This window comes from Vibrio sp. R10-SG-ISO4 (assembly GCF_059834135.1).
This window is the reverse complement of the sequence record NZ_JCBDHJ010000008.1, coordinates 274,039-295,411: the sequence shown is the minus strand read 5'-3', so window position 1 is coordinate 295,411 and position 21,373 is coordinate 274,039. Positions and strand designations below refer to the sequence as shown.

The following is a 21,373-nucleotide window of genomic DNA, read 5'->3' as shown; positions in this document are numbered from 1 at the left end:
CTAGAGCATAGCGAGACATAGAGACATAGAGAAACAGAAAAGGGGCGTGTACGCCCCTTTTTAGTTGGTTAGCCAATTAGCTCAGCTTAAACATGGCCACTTTCGAGGTGAGCGCTTCCGCATTGGCTTTCACCTGATACGCCTCTTTCGAGCTGGTATCCGCACCTGCCACTAACTGATCCGCCACGTTCTTGATGGAGGTGATATTTTGCGTAATCTCACTCGTCACATGCGTTTGCTCTTCTGCCGCAGTGGCGATTTGCGTCGCCATATCACTGATGAGTGCACCCGCGGTTTTGATTTCTTCCAACGCACTCGCAGCGCGATCCGCGTCTTGTACCGAGTGAGCGGCGAGCGCTGCGCTGCTCTTCATAATCGAAACCGCTTTATTCGTTGTACCTTGCAGTACATCGATGGTGTGTTTGATCTCTTCTGTCGAGGAGTGTGTACGTTGAGACAACACACGGACTTCATCGGCAACAACGGCAAAACCGCGACCTTGTTCACCTGCACGCGCCGCTTCAATCGCCGCGTTCAACGCAAGTAAGTTGGTCTGCTCAGCAATGCCCTGAATGGTTTGCAACACAGTGGAAATCTCTTGTGCGTGCCTATCCAGTTCACTGACAACCAGTCCTGCGCTATCGAGTTCCGCCGCCAGTTTGTTGATTGAACCTTTGGTATCCGCCACCAGCGCATAACCGTTATCGGTACTTTGCGTCGATTCGTGAGCTGCCTGAGCGGTTTGCTCTGCATGAGACGCAATTTCGTGGGTCGCACTGGCGAGCTGAGTGACCGCAGTGGCCACCATGGTGATCTCTTGCTGTTGCAGGTGAATATCTTTCACCGCATCTTGACCACGCAACGCACTTTGCTCTGATTGATCTTTGAGCTGGTGTGACTGCTCACGGATGTGGCCAATAAGCGACTGCAAGCTACCAACAAAGGTATTAAAGTTATTCGCTAAGCGACCCACCTCGTCTTGTGACTCCACCTTGATACGCTGGGTAAGGTCACCACTCCCGTTTGCAATTTGCTCGAGTGCGTTAGAAACGTTGTTGAGAGGGCGGAATAAGATGTTGCACAACCAGTTAAACAGCGCAACACAGACAATCACGACCACTAAGGTCACCAATAGCTGCCCCCAAACTGCGCTAGTCAGTGGCGCAACAAGGGAATCGTAATTGAGCACGACTACCGTCGACAACTCAGTGCCTTGAATATTGCGTGCAAACAAGACCGATTCTTGACCGTTGATGACTTGCATCGAAACTTGGCTACGTTGCGTTGCTTGCTTAACCGCATCGATATTAAGGCCTAGCTGAGAAATAGGTTTATTGAGCAGTTTGGTATCAGCGTGGACAAAGACGTTGCCTTGCGCGTTGGCAATAAACATGTAGCCTTCACCCGGCAAAATGACATGCTCCATACTGGTGAGGATATCGGTGATTTCAACATCCGCGCCCAACACCACTTGTTCGCCATGCAGCGTCAACGCTTTACCTAGCGACACCACGTTAGCGCCCGTTGCCGCAGCGACGGTAGGATTATCCATAAACACTTTCGACGGCTGCTTTACTGCGTTCTGGTACCAGCCCCATTTGCGCGGGTCATTATTACCCGGCGGCAGTACCACTCCATTGGCGTTGTCCTGCGAACCATCGGCGTAGGCGAGAAAAACATTGTCAAACGCCGCTGAGTCACGCAACTGCTTGAGATGGGTCACAATGGCGCCCTTCTCCGACTCTTGAGATAAAGACGTCAGGGCTCGCCCCTTCGACCCTATCCAGTCTGTCACGTACTGATTGTAAGATGAGACGGTACTCTCTAGGCGCTGCTCGACCTCAAAATCCAACCGTTCCAATGAGGAACGAAAAGAGATCGCTTCCACCAAGAGCCCCCCGACTACAATGGCAACACTCGCTGAAATCGCGAGTTTATTTTTTAACGAAATTTTATTGAACATATAGCAGTTACTTTCATTCTAATGTGATTGCGATGGGATCATCTCAGTCATTATATTTTGCGCATAGAAATAAATCATGACGCACGTCGAAAGCCTTGAAAAAAGTGTTTTGTTTGTGGAAGCGAGCGCACTCTTTTTGTTTTAATTTGCTGCCTTCATCACAAGGGTGACACTCAAGAGCGGCTAACGCTCTGTTTAGATGGTGAGTTTTACCAGCGCTTTTCCTGACGCATTCCCCTCATCGATAGGTCGTAAATATTAATGATTCACGCCTTGATTATTTCACCACTTTGAACTTGTCGGAAAAGAGAGCGGCTGAATCTGCCCAAAATCACAATTTGCAATTAAACACATATTTTTTAAGCAGAATTCCAAATACGGGCTAGTCTTATAGGAAGAGAGGAAACGCTTTTCAATGCGGGTTTAATGTCATTTTGACAGGTTCAGAGGGGATTTCATTATGAGTATTTTCGACCATTTCCAAGCACGCTACGAAGCCTCCAAGGATGAGGAGTTATCACTGCAAGAATTCCTTAGCCTGTGTAAGGACGACAAAAGTGCTTACGCAAACGCGGCTGAACGTCTATTGATGGCTATTGGTGAGCCACAAGTAATCGATACAGCGAAAGACCCCCGTCTCAGCCGTATCTTCTCCAACCGGATGATTTCTCGTTATGAAACATTCAAAGATTTTTACGGTATGGAGGAAGCCATCGAGCAAATCGTCTCCTACCTCAAGCATGCGGCGCAAGGTCTCGAAGAGCGCAAACAGATTCTTTACCTACTCGGCCCTGTGGGCGGTGGTAAATCGTCACTCGCGGAGAAACTCAAAGCCTTGATGCAACAGATGCCCATTTACGTGCTCTCTGCCAACGGTGTCCGTAGCCCAGTCAACGACCATCCATTCTGTCTGTTTGACGTCAATGAAGATGGTGAGCTTCTGAAAAAAGAGTATGGCATCGAAAACCGCTACCTACGCTCCATCATGTCGCCTTGGGCAGCCAAGCGCCTACATGAATTCGGCGGTGACATCTCCAAATTTAAAGTTGTGAAAGTGCGCCCATCCATTTTGGACCAACGTGCGATTGCCAAAACTGAGCCCGGCGATGAAAACAACCAAGACATTTCATCACTGGTCGGTAAAGTCGATATTCGTCAGTTAGAACACTTCTCCCAAGACGATCCCGATGCTTACAGCTATTCCGGTGCCTTGTGTCGTGCAAACCAAGGCTTAATGGAATTCGTTGAGATGTTTAAAGCGCCAATCAAAGTGCTTCACCCGCTGCTTACCGCAACGCAAGAAGGCAACTATAACGGTACTGAGGGGCTATCTGCGCTGCCGTTTGATGGCATGATTCTCGCGCACTCCAACGAATCCGAATGGCAGACCTTCCGCAATAACAAAAACAATGAGGCGTTCTTAGACCGTGTCTACATTGTCAAAGTTCCTTACTGTCTGCGCGTGTCTGAAGAGGTGAAAATCTACCAGAAACTGCTTGATCACTCCGAGCTTGCCAAAGCACCGTGCTCACCCAGCACGCTCGAATTGCTATCACAGTTCAGTATTCTATCGCGCCTCAAAGAGCCAGAGAACTCGTCTATTTTCTCAAAAATGCGCGTCTACGACGGGGAAACCCTTAAAGACACTGATCCGAAAGCAAAAAGCTATCAGGAATACCGTGACTTCGCCGGTGTTGATGAGGGGATGTCTGGTCTCTCGACCCGTTTTGCCTTCAAGATCCTCTCGCGCGTGTTCAACTTCGACAGCGCGGAAGTCGCTGCGAACCCTGTTCACCTCTTCTATGTGATTGAGCAGCAAATTGAGCGTGAGCAGTTCCCTCAAGAGACCGCTGAGCGATACCTTGAGTTCTTGAAAGGTTACTTAGTACCACGCTACGTCGAATTTATCGGCAAAGAGATCCAGACCGCCTATCTCGAGTCTTACTCGGAGTACGGTCAAAACATCTTTGATCGCTACGTGACCTATGCTGATTTCTGGATTCAAGACCAAGAGTACCGCGACCCTGAAACCGGCCAATTGTTTGACCGCTCAGCGCTCAATAACGAACTGGAGAAAATTGAGAAGACGGCAGGCATCAGTAATCCAAAAGATTTCCGTAATGAGATCGTGAACTTCGTGCTCCGCGCTCGCGCCAACAACGAAGGTAAAAATCCGGTCTGGACGAGCTACGAGAAACTTCGCACCGTTATCGAGAAGAAAATGTTCTCTAACACCGAAGAGTTGCTCCCAGTCATTTCGTTTAACGCTAAAACCTCTTCTGAAGATCAGAAGAAACACGACGACTTTGTCGCTCGTATGATGGAAAAAGGCTATACCGAACGCCAAGTTCGTTTGCTTTCTGAGTGGTATCTACGCGTACGTAAATCGTCTTAAGCACATCGCCCCTTGGTGATTCAATCCAAGGGGCGTATTGACGACGTTAACGCAATTGAGGGGGAACTCATGGCGCAATTTATTGACCGACGACTGAACGGTAAGAATAAAAGCGCGGTAAACCGCCAGCGCTTTATTCGCCGTCATAAAGAGCAGATCAAAGAGTCCGTAGCAGATGCCGTGAATCGACGTTCTATTACGAATACGGACTCTGGTGAAGACGTCTCTATTCCACACAAAGACATCAGCGAACCTGTGTTTCATCAAGGTAAAGGGGGATTGAAAGAACGCGTTCACCCAGGTAACGATCAATTTATCACCGGCGATAAAATCGAGCGCCCGAAAGGGGGGGGGCAAGGCGGCGGTTCAGGAGAAGGTGAAGCCAGTCCCGACGGCGAAGGCCAAGACGATTTTGTGTTTCAAATATCCAAAGATGAGTATCTTGATATTCTGTTTGAGGATTTGGAACTACCAAACCTTGAAAAAAACCAAATCAACAAAATCACTGAATGGAAAACCCATCGCGCAGGCTATCAAACCGCTGGTGTTCCCGCCAACATCGCGATTGTGAAATCTTTGCAGCAATCCCTTGCTCGCCGCACAGCCATGACCGCGGGCAAACGTCGCATGCTACGAGAGCTCGAAGCGGCGCTCGATGAAGTCAAGATGAGTGAGCCTGCCCAACTGCTTGAAGAGAAGCGCCTACAGGACGAAATCGCGGCACTGCGTAAAAAAATCGACACCGTGCCCTTTATCGATACCTTTGATCTTCGCTTCAAAAATTACGAACGACGCGCGATTCCATCTAGCCAAGCGGTGATGTTCTGTTTGATGGATGTGTCAGGCTCGATGGACCAAGCCACCAAAGACATTGCCAAACGCTTTTATGTGCTGCTCTACCTGTTCTTGACTCGCACCTATGAAAACGTCGAAGTGGTCTTTATCCGTCACCACACCCAAGCCAAAGAAGTCGATGAGCACGAGTTTTTCTATTCGCAAGAGACCGGCGGCACCATCGTCTCCAGTGCGTTGAAACTGATGGACGAGATCATCAAAGATCGATTCCCAACCGCTGAATGGAACATTTATGCCGCGCAAGCATCGGATGGCGATAACTGGGCAGACGACTCACCTCGCTGTCGAGAATTGCTCACCAAACAGTTATTACCTGAGTGTCAGTACTATTCGTACATTGAAATAACTCGCCGTTCACACCAAACGCTTTGGCACGAATATGAGAAGCTGGAAAACAGCTTTGACAACTTTGCGATGAAGCACATTCGCAGCGTCGAAGATATCTTCCCGGTGTTTAGAGAGTTGTTTCGCAAAGAGCATGCATAGGGAGGCGCTATGACTACGAAAACAAAAAAGTCTGCCAAATCAAACGCAAATAGACTGCCCGATGGTCCTGATTGGACATTCGATCTCATTGAACGTTATCACATGGAGATCAAACGCGTCGCCGAGCATTATCGACTCGACACCTACCCCAATCAGATTGAAGTGATCACCTCAGAGCAGATGATGGACGCCTATTCGAGTATTGGTATGCCCATCAATTATAACCACTGGTCGTTTGGTAAAAAGTTCATTCAAACCGAGCAAGGCTATAAACACGGTCAAATGGGGCTGGCGTACGAAATCGTGATCAACTCTGACCCATGTATCGCCTACTTGATGGAGGAAAATACCGTTACCATGCAAGCCCTAGTGATGGCGCACGCCTGCTACGGGCACAACTCCTTTTTTAAAGGCAATTATCTGTTCCAAACTTGGACTGATGCCAGTTCGATCATTGACTATTTGCTGTTTGCGAAAAACTACATTGCCGAGTGCGAACAAAAGTATGGCGTCAAAGAAGTTGAAGAGCTTATCGACTCGTGCCACGCCTTGATGAATTTTGGCGTAGATCGCTACAAACGTCCGGAAAAGATCTCGATTGCCGAAGAAAAAATGCGCCAAGAAGAGCGTGAAGCGTACCTGCAATCTCAAGTCAATGACCTATGGCGCACAGTACCCAAAAACAAGGTAGAGCAAGAGAAAAGCAAACTGCTCTTCCCGACAGAGCCACAAGAGAACATTCTCTATTTCATTGAAAAGCACGCCCCGTTGCTGGAGCCATGGCAACGTGAGATCGTGCGCATCGTGCGTAAAATTAGCCAATACTTCTACCCGCAAAAGCAAACCCAAGTGATGAACGAAGGCTGGGCAACCTTCTGGCACTACACCATTCTCAACCACATGTACGATGAAGGTTTGGTCAGCGAACGCTTTATCTTAGAGTTTCTTCATAGCCACACCAGTGTGGTGGCTCAGCCGCCCTATAACAGCCCCTATTTTAGTGGTATCAATCCCTACGCACTCGGCTTTGCGATGTTTAGGGATATACGTCGCATTTGTCAAGAGCCTACGGATGAGGACAAAGAGTGGTTCCCAGAGTTAGCTGGCAGCGATTGGCTAGAAGCGGTGCACTTTGCGATGCACAACTTTAAAGACGAAAGCTTCATCAGCCAATACCTATCGCCGAAAGTGATCCGCGACTTTAAGCTGTTCTCCATCACCGATGATGATAGGAAAAACTTTATTGAAGTCACCGCGATTCACAACGATATTGGCTACCGTGCCATTCGTGAAAAGCTCGCGGCGCAATACAACTTGAGCAACCTTGAGCCCAATATCCAAGTGTATAACGTTGACGTGCGTGGGGACCGCTCATTAACCCTGCAATACGTGCCTCATGACCGTATTCCACTCGATGAGAGCTACGAGGAAGTGCTCAAACATGTCTACCGTCTATGGGGATTCGATGTGGTACTCGAAGAGGTGAAGGAGACTGGGCGACGTGAGATTCTCGGCACCTGCCCTAAGCGTAACGACTACGACACGAAAATCTAAACGCTGTGCGCTGACATCCTGTTACGTATAAAAGCAACCTGCCACGCATAAAGCAAAAGGCCCAGAAACCTGTCCGTTTCTGGGCCTTAATATTCTATGGTGTTAGTTGGATGCGCACTTAAGCACTAAAATGACGTCTGACGACATCAAGATCGTGTGGTGTATCCACTCCAGCGGCCGGCGCTTCTTTGGCAACATCGACATGGATTTTTTCTCCATACCAGAGCACACGAAGCTGCTCTAAGCACTCAATACGCTCTAGTGGCGTAGGCTGCCAATTGACATAGGTATTGATGAATCCCGCACGATAGGCATAAATACCGATATGACGCAGTAGAGGCTGTTTGGCATCGGCATTACCGCTAGCAAAGTGGTCACGATCCCAAGGAATCGTCGCCCGGCTAAAGTAAAGGGCAAAACCTTGCTGGTCTACCACCACTTTCACCGCATTGGGATTGAACACTTCCTCTTCATCACGGATCTCTACCGCCAACGTGGCCATTGGCGCGTTGCAACGGGCAAGGTTATCGGCCACTTGAGAAATGATCGATGGCGGTATCAAAGGCTCATCACCTTGAACATTGACGATAATGTGATCGTCAGCAATGCCCATCTGTTCAACCACTTCCGCTAAGCGCTCGGTGCCTGATTCGTGCTTGTCTGACGTCATGCACACATCACCACCAAAGGCTCGCACGGCTTGCTCAACTCGTTCATCATCGGTCGCAACGATCACTCGCTCGGCACCCGCTTGAATGGCTTGCTCGTAAACGCGTTGCACCATAGGCTTACCAGCGATATCGGCAAGAGGCTTACCCGGTAAGCGGCTAGATTGATAGCGCGCAGGTATAACGACAGTAAAAGCCATTAGCGACCCTCATCCATGCTCATTTGGCGAGCTTCAGGTTCGAGCAGGACAGGAATGCCCTCTTTAATTGGGTAAGCAAGTCGATCCAATTTACAAATTAGCTCTTGTTTATCTTTGTCGAACGTCAGCTTTCCTTTGCACACTGGGCAAGCAACGATTTCAAGAAGACGATGGTCCATACTGCTCTTTCACCTCTTTAATTTTATTGATGATGTACGCGGCATCCTGTGGCTCAAATTTGGCAGACACGGGCAAATACCACCAGTTGTCCTGCGCAAATTGCGTACATTTTACGGCATCTTTTTCTGTCATGATCAAAGCGTCGCCTTTTGCAGCCAACGCGATTAATTCATCGGCGGAGAAATCTTTGTGATCGGCAAAGCCTTGGCTCATGGTCACCTGCGCACCGAGCTGGGCTAAGGTATTGAAAAATCGTGGTGGATGACCAATTCCAGCCATCGCGATTAAGCGCCCAAGTTCGCCGACTGCGCGACGCTCTCCGGTTGTTAGGTTGACGGCAAGGTCTGGCACCAATTGCATCGATGCTTCACCCGGGTGAGCATTGCCCCCGTTGGTAATGATGGCATCAACACTTTGCAATCGAGCGGTCGATTCGCGCAGCGGCCCTAACGGCAAAAGTTGTTCGTTACCAAAACGGCGAGCACCATCCACAACCACCAACTCTATGTCTCTTTGTAAGGCGTAATGCTGCAACCCATCGTCGGTAATGATGATATCCACGCCTTGTGGTATTAAGGCTTTTACTGCCTCAGACCGAACCGGTGACACAGCAACCGGCGCACCGGTGCGCTGATAAATAAGCTTAGGTTCATCACCACAATGCAGGGTTAGCGTTGAAGCGTCCACCATCAACGGATAAGACGGCGCTTTCGCGCCGTAGCCCCGTGACACCACACCCGGCGTGAAACCGAGCGCTTGTAAGGTCTCAACCAGCCAGATCACGACCGGCGTTTTGCCATTGCCACCGGCGGTGATATTACCCACCACCACTACAGGCACTGGCGCTCGATAGCTCTGTTTAACGCCAGACTCGAACTGCTGACGTCGGCGCTGACTGATAACCGCAAACAAACGACTTAGCGGCCATAGAAGCGGCCAGGCTAACCAACGAAGGGGGTGTTGACCAAACCAAATCTGCTCAATCACCGATTAAGCACCAAATTGAATACGGTGAAGCTGCGCATACGCACCGTCTTGGGACAACAGCTCAGCGTGTGAGCCACGCTCAACAATTTCACCCTCATCAACAACCAGGATTTCATCCGCATTTTCAATGGTCGACAGTCGGTGCGCAATCACCAACACCGTTTTGTTTTTCTGCAGTTCATCGAGTGCGGACTGGATTGCCTTCTCAGACTCAGTATCTAGCGCCGATGTGGCCTCATCCAAGATCAGTACAGGGGCATCACGCAGCAACGCTCGCGCAATCGCGATACGTTGACGTTGACCGCCTGACAAGCTAGTTCCGTTTTCACCAATCACAGTATCTAATCCGTCATCCATGCCTTCAATGAAATCCATCGCGTACGCCAAACGCGCGGCTTCTTCGATTTGCTCGCGGCTGTATTTGTCTTTCGCCGCATAAGCAATGTTGTTGGCAATGGTGTCATTGAACAAGTGCACATTTTGCGACACAAGGGCAAAGTGACTGCGCAGATTGCTTAGGCTGTAATCGCGGATGTCGTGTTCATCGAGCAAGATGGTGCCTGAATCAACGTCGTAAAAACGGGTAAAGAGATTGGCAATGGTACTTTTGCCTGAACCCGAGCGGCCCACCAGCGCCACCGTCTTACCCTGCGGGATAGAAAAGCTCACTTGGCTGAGTGCCGGTTTCTCTTTGCCACCGTAGGTGAAGGTGACGTCTTTCACTTCAATATCACCACGGACTTTGTCCGTGCTGTATTGACCGGTATCTTTCTCAGTCTCAAGATCCATCAGGCCAAACAAGGTTTGGCTTGCCGCCATACCGCGCTGAAATTCTGAGGTGACGTTAGTGAGAGATTTCAGAGGGCGCATCAAGCCAAACATGGCAGAGAAGATGACCGTAAAGGTGCCCGGCGTCAGGTCAGCACGAATCGAATCGACGCTAGCCAAAAACAGCACCACCACCAATGCCATCGACGCGATCACTTGGATCACCGGATTGGCGATCGCTTGAGCAGCGACAAGCTTCATCGTCTGTTGGCGCATGCGATTACTCACTTCGTCAAAACGCTTGGTTTCCACATCCTGACCGCCATAACTCAATACGACTTTGTGGCCTTTCAGCATCTGCTCCGCCGAAGAGGTAACGTTGCCCATCGCATCTTGCATATTTTTTGAAATACGGCGAAAACGTTTGGAGACCACGCCAATCCCCCATGCCACCACGGGAGCGACGACAAACAAGACTAAAGATAACTGCCAACTGTTCCAAAACATTAGGACAAGTAAACCAATAATACTCGCGCCTTCACGCACGATACTGACTAACGCACGGCTGGTTGCACCTGCCACCTGCTCGGAGTCATAGGTAATACGAGACAGTAAACCACCGGTCGACTCTTTATCAAAAAACGACACCGGCATATGCATAAACTGAGCAAAGATACGGCGACGCATCAGCATCACCACATTGCCCGATACCCAACTCAAACAGTAGGTTGAGACGAATCCACTCAAGCCCCTGAGCACCATCATCCCCAAAATGATAAACGGTAGCGTGCGCAAAAAGTTGGAGTCTGCATCACCAAACCCTTCATCGAGCAAAGGCTTGAGCAAGGAGATCATGTAGGTGTCCGCAAAGGCATTAATGACAAGCGCAATGATCGCGACCACGAGACCCGCTTTGTACAGGCGAATGTATGTCCACAATCGTTTAAACGTGGTCCAGGTGGTTTCATCTTGGTGTTGTGACATAGAAAGGCTTTATTTTTCTTACAATATTGCGGTCATTCTACTCCGTTACGCAGCATCTGCCTATACCATGCCCGGCCTTTGACCTCTCGAATCCCACGGACAAACCACTCGTTTGGATAAAATTTCACCGTCAACTGGCCAAAGGTACCGGTATCACGCCAATCAATACCACGAATTTGATAGCGCTCCACCACCAATGGGTGTGGCAGTGTCCAGCGCCCTCGATACGCTGACGACGCTAAAGCCAACCTCGGTGAAACGGCGTCGATAAACGCGGGCAAAGACGAGGTCCGGCTGCCATGATGGGGCACTATGAGGATGTCGGCCTTCAGATATTGCGGCTCTCGGAGCAATAGCCACTCAGCAATGGCATCAATGTCTCCGGTCAGTAATACCGACGCCTTTGGCGAGCTCACTCGAATAACACAAGAGTGCGGATTGAACGCTCGAGAGACTCGTGTTGGCGGCCATAAGACCTCAAGCGTCAAACGCTGCCACTGTAGGGTTTGACCTTGACGACAGGGCACATCGCCTACGCCATGTTGACTGCTGATGAGTGTCGGTTGCCACTCTGCCACTAATGGCTGCCAACCACCGGCATGATCCCAGTCCATATGGCTGAGAATAAGATAGTCAACACGGCGAATTCCCCGCTTGTAAAGCAATGGCGTGATGATCTGCTCCGCATAGCTCGAGTCTTGCCAAGCGCTGCCCGTGTCATAAACCAGCGCGGTCTCGCCTTGTCGAATCACAACGGCGAGACCATGCCCGACATCGAGTATCCACATCTCCCATAATGGCTTGGGAGCAAATTCTATCCGCCCCATCGCCGTCACAGCAAAAATCAGCAACAACACCCGCTTGCGTACCCAGACAGAAGCCAGCGCTAGCAGAGCGCTCACTCCGAACAGCATTGCCCAATCATCTTCGACCCACCACCACAAGTCCCAATGACCCAAAGCATTCGACACCCATTGCAACAACCTATTGATTAACGGCCACAACAACGAACAATCGAATAGCAACTGGGCCAGCAATGCGAGCAGAGTGAGAGGAATGATAATGAACGAAAACAGCGGCACACAGACCAGATTAGTGAGAAACGCGATGCGACTGACGCCATCAAAAAATAGTATCGTCAGCGGTGTCATGAAAAGCAGAAAGAAAACCTGTAAGCGCAGCATACTGCTAAGCGCGCCGGTTTGTGCGTAGCGGCTGGAAACAAACACGAAGATGATCGCCACCGCCAGAATCGACATCCAAAAGCTGAGAGACAAGGGTGCGAAAGGGTCAAAAAGTAACAAGATCGCAGTCACCAGACACCACTTGAGCCGCAGCGGCCAATAGCGTTTGACCAGCAGCAGTCCAACGGTCAACAAACACGCCAGTAACGCGCGCTGAGTGGGTAGCGTTAAACCGGCGAGCCAAGCGTAGCAAGTGGCGACGATAAGCCCCAAAATGAGCGGCGCCACGTTTGCCCTAGGCCATAGCATGAATACACCCCGCCCCAACCACCACCCTAGTCCAAACGCGATGCCGATATGCAGGCCAGAAATGGCAATCAGGTGGCCAAGCCCGCTGCGAGCCAACTGAGCAGATTGCGCCGTACTTAAATGATGCCGAGCGCCAAAGGTCAACGCTTCAATCAAACCGCGCTGCGAGTATGGCGCTATGGCACGCTCGAGAAGAAGATAGTAATGCGCACGAAGAGTGGGTAGGCTGCGCACGATAAAATGCGTCTTCGCAGGCGCTACCGCGGTGGCTAACCATCGGCGTGACAACGCCTGCTTTTCAGCATCAAACCCCACCTCATTAAGTAAGCCGACGACAGGCTCTAAGCGCACTTTAACGTCGATTTCATCGCCCGGCAGCAGAGCAATTGGCGATATAAACTGAACTTTCAGTGGCATCAAACTGCGCAATGTTTGGCCATTGATTGATCTAACTACAATTTCGCCTCTAAAGCCGTGACTTATTTGTTTAAAAAAGCTGTCAGCTTTCGCGTTTATGGTAATATCTGGCCCTGCACGGAAGAGCGTTTCTATTTGCTGGTGAATTAAGTGACCATGAAGCATCACTAACAACAGACCGGCATTGATTCCCCACCCGATTCGAAGCATACGAATCCAAATAGAGACCACGAGGAGGCCGACATTAAGGCCACTCCAAATCCAATCTGGCATAGCTGGCCAAATTGCGGCGCTCATGACGGTCGCCGAAAAAGAAGCAAGAGTCCAACAACTGATTAGATAGTGAGCCATAGTCCCCTATGCCAAGAAAATTTATCAAACGCTTTATGCCTGACCATGAGTTAATCAAGCGTCAAAAGGCACTAAAGGTTTTTGGCAACGTGTTGTACAACCCGAATTTGTGGTGTTTGAATCGCCGTTCAGCGGCAGGTGCTTTCGCCGTGGGGTTGTTTATGGCTTTTGTCCCACTGCCTAGTCAGATGATCATGTCTGCTGGGTTAGCGATTGCTTGCGGCGTTAACCTGCCACTCTCCGTTGCGCTTGTCTGGATCAGCAACCCAATCACCATGCCGGTGATGTTTTACTTCGCCTACAAAGTGGGCACTTGGGTAATGCATACCCCACCGCAGCGCTTTCACTTTGAACTCTCTTGGGAGTTCATCTTGCAACAGATGAGCACCATTGGCCCGCCATTCCTGCTCGGCTGCTTGATCTGCGGGATTGTCTCCGCCATGTTGGGCTATTTTGGCATCAAAGCGCTGTGGCGCTACTCGGTTGTCCGTAGTTGGCAAAAACGAAAGTTCAGAATACCGAGAATGCTGAAAAAATAGCAGATAGAGACCAACGCATACCCACCCTATTCACACATTCTGATGCAAGGCGTGTTAAATCAAGATGAAAAAAGGACCCGCGGGTCCTTTTTCTGTTCTCACTGTTCGCTTTGCAGGACAAACACAACACCATCGCTACTTAGCACTGAGAACGCTCGCAGGGTGCAGTTTGACCGCCCGAGAAGCGGGATACCAAGTGGCGAGTAAGCTTAGGGTGATGGCCGTCAAAGAGACCAAAGCCACATCAAAGCCGTGAAGTTCAGAGGGAAGGAAATCGACAAAGTAAATGTCGCCAGAAAGAAATTGGTGCCCCGTTAGCGACTCCAGCCCCTGGATGAGAGAGGTCAAATTCCACGCCACGAGTACGCCAAAAATACTGCCAATCACACTGCCAAGCACGCCTGAGAAGACACCTTGCCAGACAAAAATCCGACGAACCAATCCATCGGTGGCTCCCATGGTGCGTAAAATCGCGATCTCGGCTGCGCGATCTTTAACGGCCATCATCAGGGTCGAGACGATATTAAAGCTCGCTACACCAATCACCAGTACCATCACCAAATACATAATGGTGCGCACCAATTGAATATCTCGGTACAAAAAGCCGTATTTTTGCTGCCAACTGCGCAAGTAAACATACACATCTAGCGTATTTCCCACTTCACGCACAATCGCCGTTGCGTCTAGGACATCGCTCACTTTGAGCGCTACCCCAGTCACGGCATTATCTAAACGGCCATATTCCTGCGCATCCTGAAGCGGAACTAAAATCAGACTGTGGTCAATTTGACCATTCAGTTGCAACATCCCTGCGATGGTCACTCGCACTCGACGTGGGGTCTGAACCTGTCGACTCGCACCACCCGTAGGAATCATCAGTGTAATGGCGTCACCCGTCTTTGCGCCGAGCGCATCCGCCACACCTTGCCCAATAATGGCTTGCTGTTGTCCAGGTTTAAACTCTGCCCAGACTTGCGGGTCAATAAATTCCGCCAAACTGGAAATCCGCGCTTCCGCTTCGGGGTCGATGCCTCGCACCTCAAGAGCTTTTAATGCACTGCCTTTTTCCGCCAACGCTGTCATTTTGACAAACGGCGCAGCTGCTTCCACTTTCGGATGTCGCTGAGCGCGCTCAATCACGTTTGGCCACTCGTTGAGTGGGCCGCGCACACCTTCGAACTCGCCGTGAGAAATCACCGACAAGACGCGATTTTTTAGCTCGCGTTCAAAACCATTCATTGCAGACAAACCAATGATGATCACCGCAACGCCAACAGCAATACCAATGGTCGAGGAGATGGAAATGAACGACACCATTTTGTTGCGCTGTTTTGCGCGACTGAATCGACCACCGATAAACAGTGACAAAGAAGACAACACTTACGACTCCTTAATATCGATCAGCAGACCATCTTGCATATGCAGTTGACGATCCATTTTTTCCGCCAGCTCACCATCGTGGGTCACGACTAAAAAAGCCGTTCCTGATTCACGATTGAGCTCGCGCATTAAATCGTAAATCGCCAGCGCCGTTTTGTGGTCAAGGTTACCGGTCGGTTCATCCGCCAAGACCAAATCGGGGCTATTGACTAAGGCGCGCGCAATCGCCACCCGCTGGCGTTCACCACCGGATAACTCCGATGGACGATGGTCGATGCGATGGGTCAACCCCACTTTGTCCAGCAGCGCGGCCGCTTTCTGTTTGGCTTCTGACACGGGCATGCCGCCAATCAGCAGTGGCATAGCGACATTTTCTAATGCGCTGAAATCGGCCAACAGATGATGAAATTGGTAAACAAACCCTAAATGCTGGTTGCGTAATTTCGCTTGTTTGTTAGAGCTCAGCTCGGCGAGCGGCTGATCCAAAAATGTCACATGGCCTTCACTGGCGTCATCGAGCGCACCCAGAATGTGCAGCAAGGTGCTTTTCCCCGAGCCCGATGTGCCAATGATTGACACTAATTCGCCGCGCTCAATATCGAAGCTGACCCCTTTTAACACCTGCGTGCTTAACTCGCCTTCTTGGTAAGTTTTACACACATGTTCACAACGTAAGAGATTACTCATATCTTAATGCCTCAGCAGGTTTGACCGAGGATGCTCGGTAAGAAGGATACAAGGTCGCCGCTAGGCTAAGCGCGATCGCAAGCAAAACCACTAAGAGAATTTGCGGCCAGGAGATAACGATCGGCAACTCGCCGCCCACCGCAAATAACGCGATACCCGCAGCATCAAGCAACGCATTTAAATTCGTCGCCAGCAGCACACCAAGGCCACCACCAATGAATGCGCCAATGATGCCGCTGCTTGCACCTTGCACCATGAAAACAGCCAAAATGTGATGATTTTGCATGCCTTGCGTTTTTAAGATGGCCACTTCCGACTGTTTTTCCATCACCACCATGATAAGGGCGGAAATAATGTTAAATGCTGCCACACCAACGATTAGGCCTAGCATCAGCCCCATCATGTTTTTTTCCATTCGTACCGCTTGGAACAGTTCCCCACGCTGATCACGCCAATCTTGCCACTGCCACAGCTCTGGTAGAGACTTTTGCCCAAGCTCACTGACGATAAATGGGTCGTCGAAATAGAGTCGCCAGCCTGACATCTCATCACTTTTCATGCGCAGCAGTTTGGCGGCATCGTCAATGTGCACCATCATCAGTTGGCCATCGATGTCTGATCCTGTGTTAAAGATCCCTGCCACCGTAAACAGACGCTGGCTAGGAATACGACCAAGCGGCGTAAACTGACTGGCGCCAGTGACCATCAGACGCACTTTGTCACCCACCGAGACATCCAACCCTCGCGCCAAGGTTTGGCCAATCAGGATGCGGTAAGCCCCGGTTTGCAGCTCCCCTGCCGAACCCGCGTACAGGTGCGTGGCAATCGAACGGTCAAGATTCGGGTCGATGCCTACCATCAAGCCAGCACTCAAACTTTCTGCGCTTTGAATCACCGCCTCACTCTGAACGATCGGCGTCGGCGTAGAAGACGGAGAAAGCGCACGAACAAACTCAGGCGGCGTATCCGAACGAACAGTATGACCATCACTATTCGAGACGATGGCTTGCGGCAGAACACCAAGGATGCGACTTTTAAGCTGCGACTCAAAACCGTTCATCACCGACAACACCGTCACCAGCGACATCACGCCAATAGTAATGCCCGCGGTTGACATATAAGAGACGAAGCGACTGAACCGGTCACCCGATCGTCCACGTAAATAACGAAGCCCGATAAAGGTCGAGACTGGATGAAACATAAAACCAACCATCAATGTTTGATGGCGTTTACTCTACCCATTAATCTGCGTGGGTTGTAGTGTTTAATTGCAAAATGGCGGTGAAAATGTGGAATAAACAAAGGCATACCTTGATAAACGCTCTGGTATGACGATAATCAGAAAAAACTCGCAAGGAAAACGCATGTCAGAACAAGAATATTTCACCGTCAATCACGCGCTCGCCATCAATGTCGAGGCTCTAGAGGCAGGTGCTGACTTTCCTTGCTTTGACCAGTTTGAGCGCGAGATTCCCGCCCCCTTTTTAGTGGCGAGTGAATTTAGCCATCTGGATTTACTCAACGATCACGCGCGCAGTGAGCTAAAAAACAGCGATTTCAAACATGTCATTGAACTACTCGACACGCAGAACTCAAAGCTCAACCTACTGTTGACCTTTATGCTCTCTCAGCAAGATGATCAAGCACTGCGTTTTCACACCAGCGCATTTGGTGCCAGCCAGTTGAGCTATCAAGCCCAAACCGCGCTTGCGCTCAACAGCAAGTTACGTCTGAAACTCTTTTTAGATAGCCCAGCGGCGGCCATCTACTGCTACGGGCACGTCACTCAATGCGAGGCAGACAATAATGGCTACCTCATTACGGTCAAATACGACTTATTGCGTGATAGCGACCAAGATCTGCTGATTAAAGCCGCCTTGTTGCAGCAACAAAAGCTGCTGCGCCTACGCTCCATCAATCGAGAAAAATAACGACTGCTATGCCACAACTATCTTTATTGAACTTAGCATCAGCACAAGGTGCTGGGGACAAGAAACGGATTGGTAACCTCAAGGGCGCCAGCTTACCACTTGCGATTGCTGAGTTGGCGAATCAACACTCAGGCCACACACTGTTAGCCGTGCCCGATCCACAAACGGCGCTGAGACTGCTACAAGAAATCGAGCAGTTTACTCGCGAGTCGGTCGCCCTCTTCCCTGATTGGGAAACCTTGCCTTACGACAGCTTCTCGCCCCATCAAGAAATCATCTCGGATCGCATAGCGCACCTGTACCAAATGCCAACGCTGAACGCGGGCATCACCATAGTGCCGGTGAACACCTTGCTGCAGCGCCAATCGCCGCGTGAGTTTTTGCTTGCCCACACCTTGATGGTCAAAACTGGAGACTTGTACTCACTCGACAAACTGCGCCTGCAACTGGAGAAGTCCGGCTATCGCCACGTTGAGCAAGTGTTTGGCCCCGGCGAATACGCCAGTCGTGGTTCGATTTTAGACCTCTTCCCAATGGGCTCAAGCGATCCTTACCGGATTGATTTCTTTGATGATGAAATCGACACCATCCGCACCTTCGATCCGGAGAACCAACGCTCGATTGAAGAACGCAAAGAGATCCGCCTGCTACCAGCGCATGAGTTCCCCACTACCGAAGCCGCGATTGAAGATTTTCGCATCCGATGGCGTCAGCGCTTTGAAGCGCGCCGCGAGCCCGAGTCTGTCTACATGCAAGTCTCTAAAGGTACTTGGCCAGCGGGGATAGAGTATTGGCAGCCACTCTTTTTCGATCACACCGAAACCCTGTTTGACTACCTACCAGAGGGTAGCCAACTGTTGACGGTGGGCAATATTGAGCAAGCCATCGATACCTTCTTAACCGATGTCGACTACCGTTATGAACAGCGCAAAGTCGATCCTTTGCGTCCGTTATTGCCGCCACAAGAGTTGTGGCTGAAAAAAGACGAACTGTTTAGCCAATTTAAACCCCTTGCCCAAGTCGAGCTCTCTGTCGAGCCCATCACCGCCAAGCAAGGCCGAGCCAATGTAGACATTGAGCCTTTACCCGATCTCTTTGTGCAGCATCAGCACAAAGAACCTTTAGCCGCATTGAGGCATTTCGTCGAACACTATCGCGGTAAGATTGTCTTTTCGGTGGAGTCAGAAGGTCGCCGCGAGGCACTGCTTGAGTTATTGCAACGTATCAAGTTGCGCCCTGAACTTAAGCACAGTTTTTCCGACGCGCTAGAGAGTAAGGACAAACACACCTTAGTCATCGGCGCCTCTGAACATGGCTTTTTGTTTGGCGATGAGCAAGTCGCTCTCGTCTGTGAAAGCGACTTATTGGGCGATCGCGTCATACAGCGCCGCCGAAAAGATCGCAAAGTCACCAACAGCGATGCGGTCATTCGCAACCTAGCCGAATTGAAAGAGGGTCAACCTGTGGTACACATCGACCACGGGATCGGCCGCTACATCGGTCTGCAAACCCTTGAAGCAGGTGGGATGGTCACTGAATACGTGACGCTAGAGTACCAAAACGAAGCCAAACTTTACGTCCCCGTTGCCTCGCTTAACCTTATTAGCCGCTACTCTGGCGGTGCCGAGGACGGAGCGCCGCTGCATAAACTCGGTGGCGATGCTTGGAGCAAAGCACGGCGTAAAGCCGCAGAGAAAGTGCGTGATGTTGCCGCCGAATTGCTGGATGTTTATGCCAAGCGCGAGCTCAAACCCGGGCATAAGTTTGCCCTTGACCGTGAACAATACGCAACGTTTAAAGCGGGCTTCCCATTTGAGGAAACCGACGATCAAGCGATGGCGATTAACGCGGTACTGTCTGACATGTGCCAAGCCAAAGCGATGGATCGTTTGGTCTGTGGTGACGTTGGCTTTGGTAAAACCGAAGTCGCCATGCGTGCGGCGTTTGTTGCCACGGACAACGCCAAGCAAGTTGCGGTGCTCGTACCAACCACCCTACTGGCGCAGCAGCATTTTGAAAACTTCCGTGACCGCTTTGCCAACCTGCCGATTCGCGTTGAAGTGCTGTCGCGCTTTAAAACCGCCAAAGAGCAAAAGCAAGTGCTACAAGATGTCAAAGTTGGCAAAGTGGACATTGTAGTCGGAACGCACAAATTGCTCTCAAATGATATTGTCTTCAACGATTTAGGCCTATTGATTGTCGATGAAGAGCACCGCTTTGGTGTGCGTCAAAAAGAGAAAATGAAAGCGATGCGCGCGGATGTCGACATCCTAACGCTGACCGCAACGCCTATCCCTCGCACCTTGAACATGGCGATGAGTGGCATGCGCGATCTGTCAATCATTGCCACGCCACCTGCTAGACGGTTAGCGATCAAAACCTTCGTCCGTCAAAGCGACGACGCCACGATTCGAGAGGCCGTGCTGCGTGAAATCATGCGTGGTGGTCAGGTGTACTTCTTGCACAACCAAGTCGAGACCATCGATAAAGTGGCGGCGGATCTTGAAAAGCTCATCCCGGAAGCGCGTATTACTACTGCACACGGTCAAATGCGTGAGCGCGAGCTTGAGCGCATCATGAATGACTTCTACCATCAGCGCTTCAACGTTTTAGTCTGTACCACCATCATTGAAACTGGTATCGACGTCCCGACAGCCAACACCATCATCATGGACCGCGCGGACAACCTAGGTCTTGCGCAGTTGCACCAATTACGCGGCCGTGTCGGACGTTCGCATCACCAAGCGTACGCCTACTTGCTAACCCCTCACCCTAAAGCCATGACCAAGGACGCCGTCAAACGTCTTGAAGCCATCGCCTCGCTGGAAGATTTAGGCGCAGGCTTCACCCTTGCCACCCATGACCTAGAGATCCGCGGTGCAGGTGAATTGCTGGGTGATGAGCAAAGTGGCCAAATTCAATCGGTTGGCTTTACTCTCTACATGGAAATGCTCGAACAAGCGGTCGAGGCGCTCAAGGAGGGTAAAGAGCCTTCGTTAGATGATCTACTGCGCGAGCAAACCGAAGTGGAAATGCGTCTACCCGCCTTGCTGCCGGATGATTACTTGCCTGACGTTAATACGCGCCTGTCGATGTACAAACAGATCGCCAGCGTCAGCAGTCAAGATGAGTTAGATGAGCTAAAAGTTGAGCTGATAGACCGTTTTGGTCCACTGCCCGATGCCACCAAAAACCTGCTTTCAGTAGCCGCGTTAAAAATTGAAGCAGCGCAGCTCAAAGTGAAGAAGATCGAAGCGCATGAAAAAGGTGGTTTTATCGAGTTCTATCCGGATGCTGACATTAACCCCGTTTATCTGGTTAAACTACTGCAATCACAACCGCAGAAATTCGCAATGGATGGCCCAACCAAATTCAAGTTTACGCTACCATTAGTCGACAGACGCAAGCGAATTCAGTTTGTTAGTGATATGCTAGGCGAATTCAAGCAAAATCGACTGCCCTAAGCATTCGGCATCAGGGCTTGAATTAAGAAACAGCAATGCGCGCCGCTTGCGGACTATGAACAATTTTGAGG

The 21,373-nt window shown here is 50.4% G+C and carries 15 protein-coding genes; 6 read left to right on the top strand and 9 right to left on the bottom strand.

Translation table 11 applies throughout. The features are described from left to right. Positions 1-76 precede the first annotated feature (76 nt). Positions 77-1,963 carry a methyl-accepting chemotaxis protein gene (locus tag AC6R03_RS05135; RefSeq protein ID WP_500627972.1) on the bottom strand — a complete coding sequence of 629 codons (1,887 nt, stop codon included), beginning with the start codon at positions 1,961-1,963 and terminating at the stop codon, positions 77-79. A gap of 460 nt (positions 1,964-2,423) precedes the next feature. Here AC6R03_RS05135 and AC6R03_RS05130 point away from each other — a divergent pair, with 460 nt between their 5' ends. The 3 genes from AC6R03_RS05130 to AC6R03_RS05120 all read left to right on the top strand — a co-directional run bounded on the left by AC6R03_RS05130 (position 2,424) and on the right by AC6R03_RS05120 (position 7,253). Continuing rightward, positions 2,424-4,358 carry a PrkA family serine protein kinase gene (locus AC6R03_RS05130; protein WP_334552492.1) on the top strand — a complete coding sequence of 645 codons (1,935 nt, stop codon included), beginning with the start codon at positions 2,424-2,426 and terminating at the stop codon, positions 4,356-4,358. A 69-nt stretch (positions 4,359-4,427) separates the two neighbouring features. Next, on the top strand, positions 4,428-5,699 hold the full coding sequence (locus AC6R03_RS05125; RefSeq protein WP_500630275.1) for a YeaH/YhbH family protein: 1,272 nt from the start codon (positions 4,428-4,430) through the stop codon (positions 5,697-5,699). A 9-nt stretch (positions 5,700-5,708) separates the two neighbouring features. Further along, positions 5,709-7,253, top strand: coding sequence for a SpoVR family protein (locus tag AC6R03_RS05120; protein ID WP_500630276.1), 1,545 nt, complete (start codon positions 5,709-5,711; stop codon positions 7,251-7,253). 118 nt (positions 7,254-7,371) lie between these two features. Here AC6R03_RS05120 and kdsB read toward each other — a convergent pair whose 3' ends face one another. From kdsB to AC6R03_RS05095, 5 genes are read right to left on the bottom strand one after another with little or no spacing between them, the layout of a single operon-like run. Beyond that, positions 7,372-8,121, bottom strand: a complete 750-nt coding sequence (kdsB, locus tag AC6R03_RS05115) for a 3-deoxy-manno-octulosonate cytidylyltransferase (protein WP_487901149.1) — start codon at positions 8,119-8,121, stop codon at positions 7,372-7,374. Beyond that, on the bottom strand, positions 8,121-8,300 hold the full coding sequence (locus AC6R03_RS05110; protein WP_005474972.1) for a Trm112 family protein: 180 nt from the start codon (positions 8,298-8,300) through the stop codon (positions 8,121-8,123). Before AC6R03_RS05110 ends, kdsB begins: the two co-directional genes overlap by 1 nt. Further along, entirely contained in the window at positions 8,281-9,288 is a 1,008-nt protein-coding gene (gene lpxK, locus AC6R03_RS05105; protein WP_500630277.1) for a tetraacyldisaccharide 4'-kinase, read from the bottom strand. The genes AC6R03_RS05110 and lpxK overlap by 20 nt, the downstream gene beginning before the upstream one ends. A gap of 3 nt (positions 9,289-9,291) precedes the next feature. Further along, the gene (gene msbA / locus AC6R03_RS05100; RefSeq protein WP_500630278.1) at positions 9,292-11,040 is read right to left on the bottom strand and encodes a lipid A ABC transporter ATP-binding protein/permease MsbA; all 1,749 of its coding nucleotides are present in this window, start codon (positions 11,038-11,040) and stop codon (positions 9,292-9,294) included. Positions 11,041-11,072: 32 nt separating this feature from the next. Further along, the gene (locus AC6R03_RS05095; RefSeq protein WP_500630279.1) at positions 11,073-13,247 is read right to left on the bottom strand and encodes a DNA internalization-related competence protein ComEC/Rec2; all 2,175 of its coding nucleotides are present in this window, start codon (positions 13,245-13,247) and stop codon (positions 11,073-11,075) included. 62 nt (positions 13,248-13,309) lie between these two features. Between AC6R03_RS05095 and AC6R03_RS05090 the strand changes: the two genes are divergently transcribed. After that, positions 13,310-13,840: a DUF2062 domain-containing protein gene (locus AC6R03_RS05090; RefSeq protein ID WP_334552499.1), complete on the top strand. Its 531-nt coding sequence runs from the start codon at positions 13,310-13,312 to the stop codon at positions 13,838-13,840. Between the two features lie 135 nt (positions 13,841-13,975). Here AC6R03_RS05090 and lolE read toward each other — a convergent pair whose 3' ends face one another. The 3 genes from lolE to lolC are packed head-to-tail and all read right to left on the bottom strand — an operon-like array spanning position 13,976 to position 17,108. After that, positions 13,976-15,220, bottom strand: a complete 1,245-nt coding sequence (gene lolE, locus AC6R03_RS05085; protein WP_500630280.1) for a lipoprotein-releasing ABC transporter permease subunit LolE — start codon at positions 15,218-15,220, stop codon at positions 13,976-13,978. Then, the gene (gene lolD / locus AC6R03_RS05080; protein WP_500630281.1) at positions 15,221-15,907 is read right to left on the bottom strand and encodes a lipoprotein-releasing ABC transporter ATP-binding protein LolD; all 687 of its coding nucleotides are present in this window, start codon (positions 15,905-15,907) and stop codon (positions 15,221-15,223) included. Further along, complete coding sequence (gene lolC, locus AC6R03_RS05075; RefSeq protein WP_500630282.1) at positions 15,900-17,108, bottom strand: lipoprotein-releasing ABC transporter permease subunit LolC; 1,209 nt, start codon at positions 17,106-17,108, stop codon at positions 15,900-15,902. The genes lolD and lolC overlap by 8 nt, the downstream gene beginning before the upstream one ends. A 163-nt stretch (positions 17,109-17,271) precedes the next feature. On the opposite strand from lolC, the gene AC6R03_RS05070 reads away from it, so the two are divergent. Together AC6R03_RS05070 and mfd are read left to right on the top strand one after the other, a co-directional pair. Further along, the gene (locus AC6R03_RS05070) at positions 17,272-17,838 is read left to right on the top strand and encodes a PilZ domain-containing protein (protein WP_500630283.1); all 567 of its coding nucleotides are present in this window, start codon (positions 17,272-17,274) and stop codon (positions 17,836-17,838) included. Positions 17,839-17,846: 8 nt separating this feature from the next. Next, positions 17,847-21,302, top strand: coding sequence for a transcription-repair coupling factor (gene mfd / locus AC6R03_RS05065; RefSeq protein WP_500630284.1), 3,456 nt, complete (start codon positions 17,847-17,849; stop codon positions 21,300-21,302). Positions 21,303-21,373 lie beyond the last annotated feature (71 nt).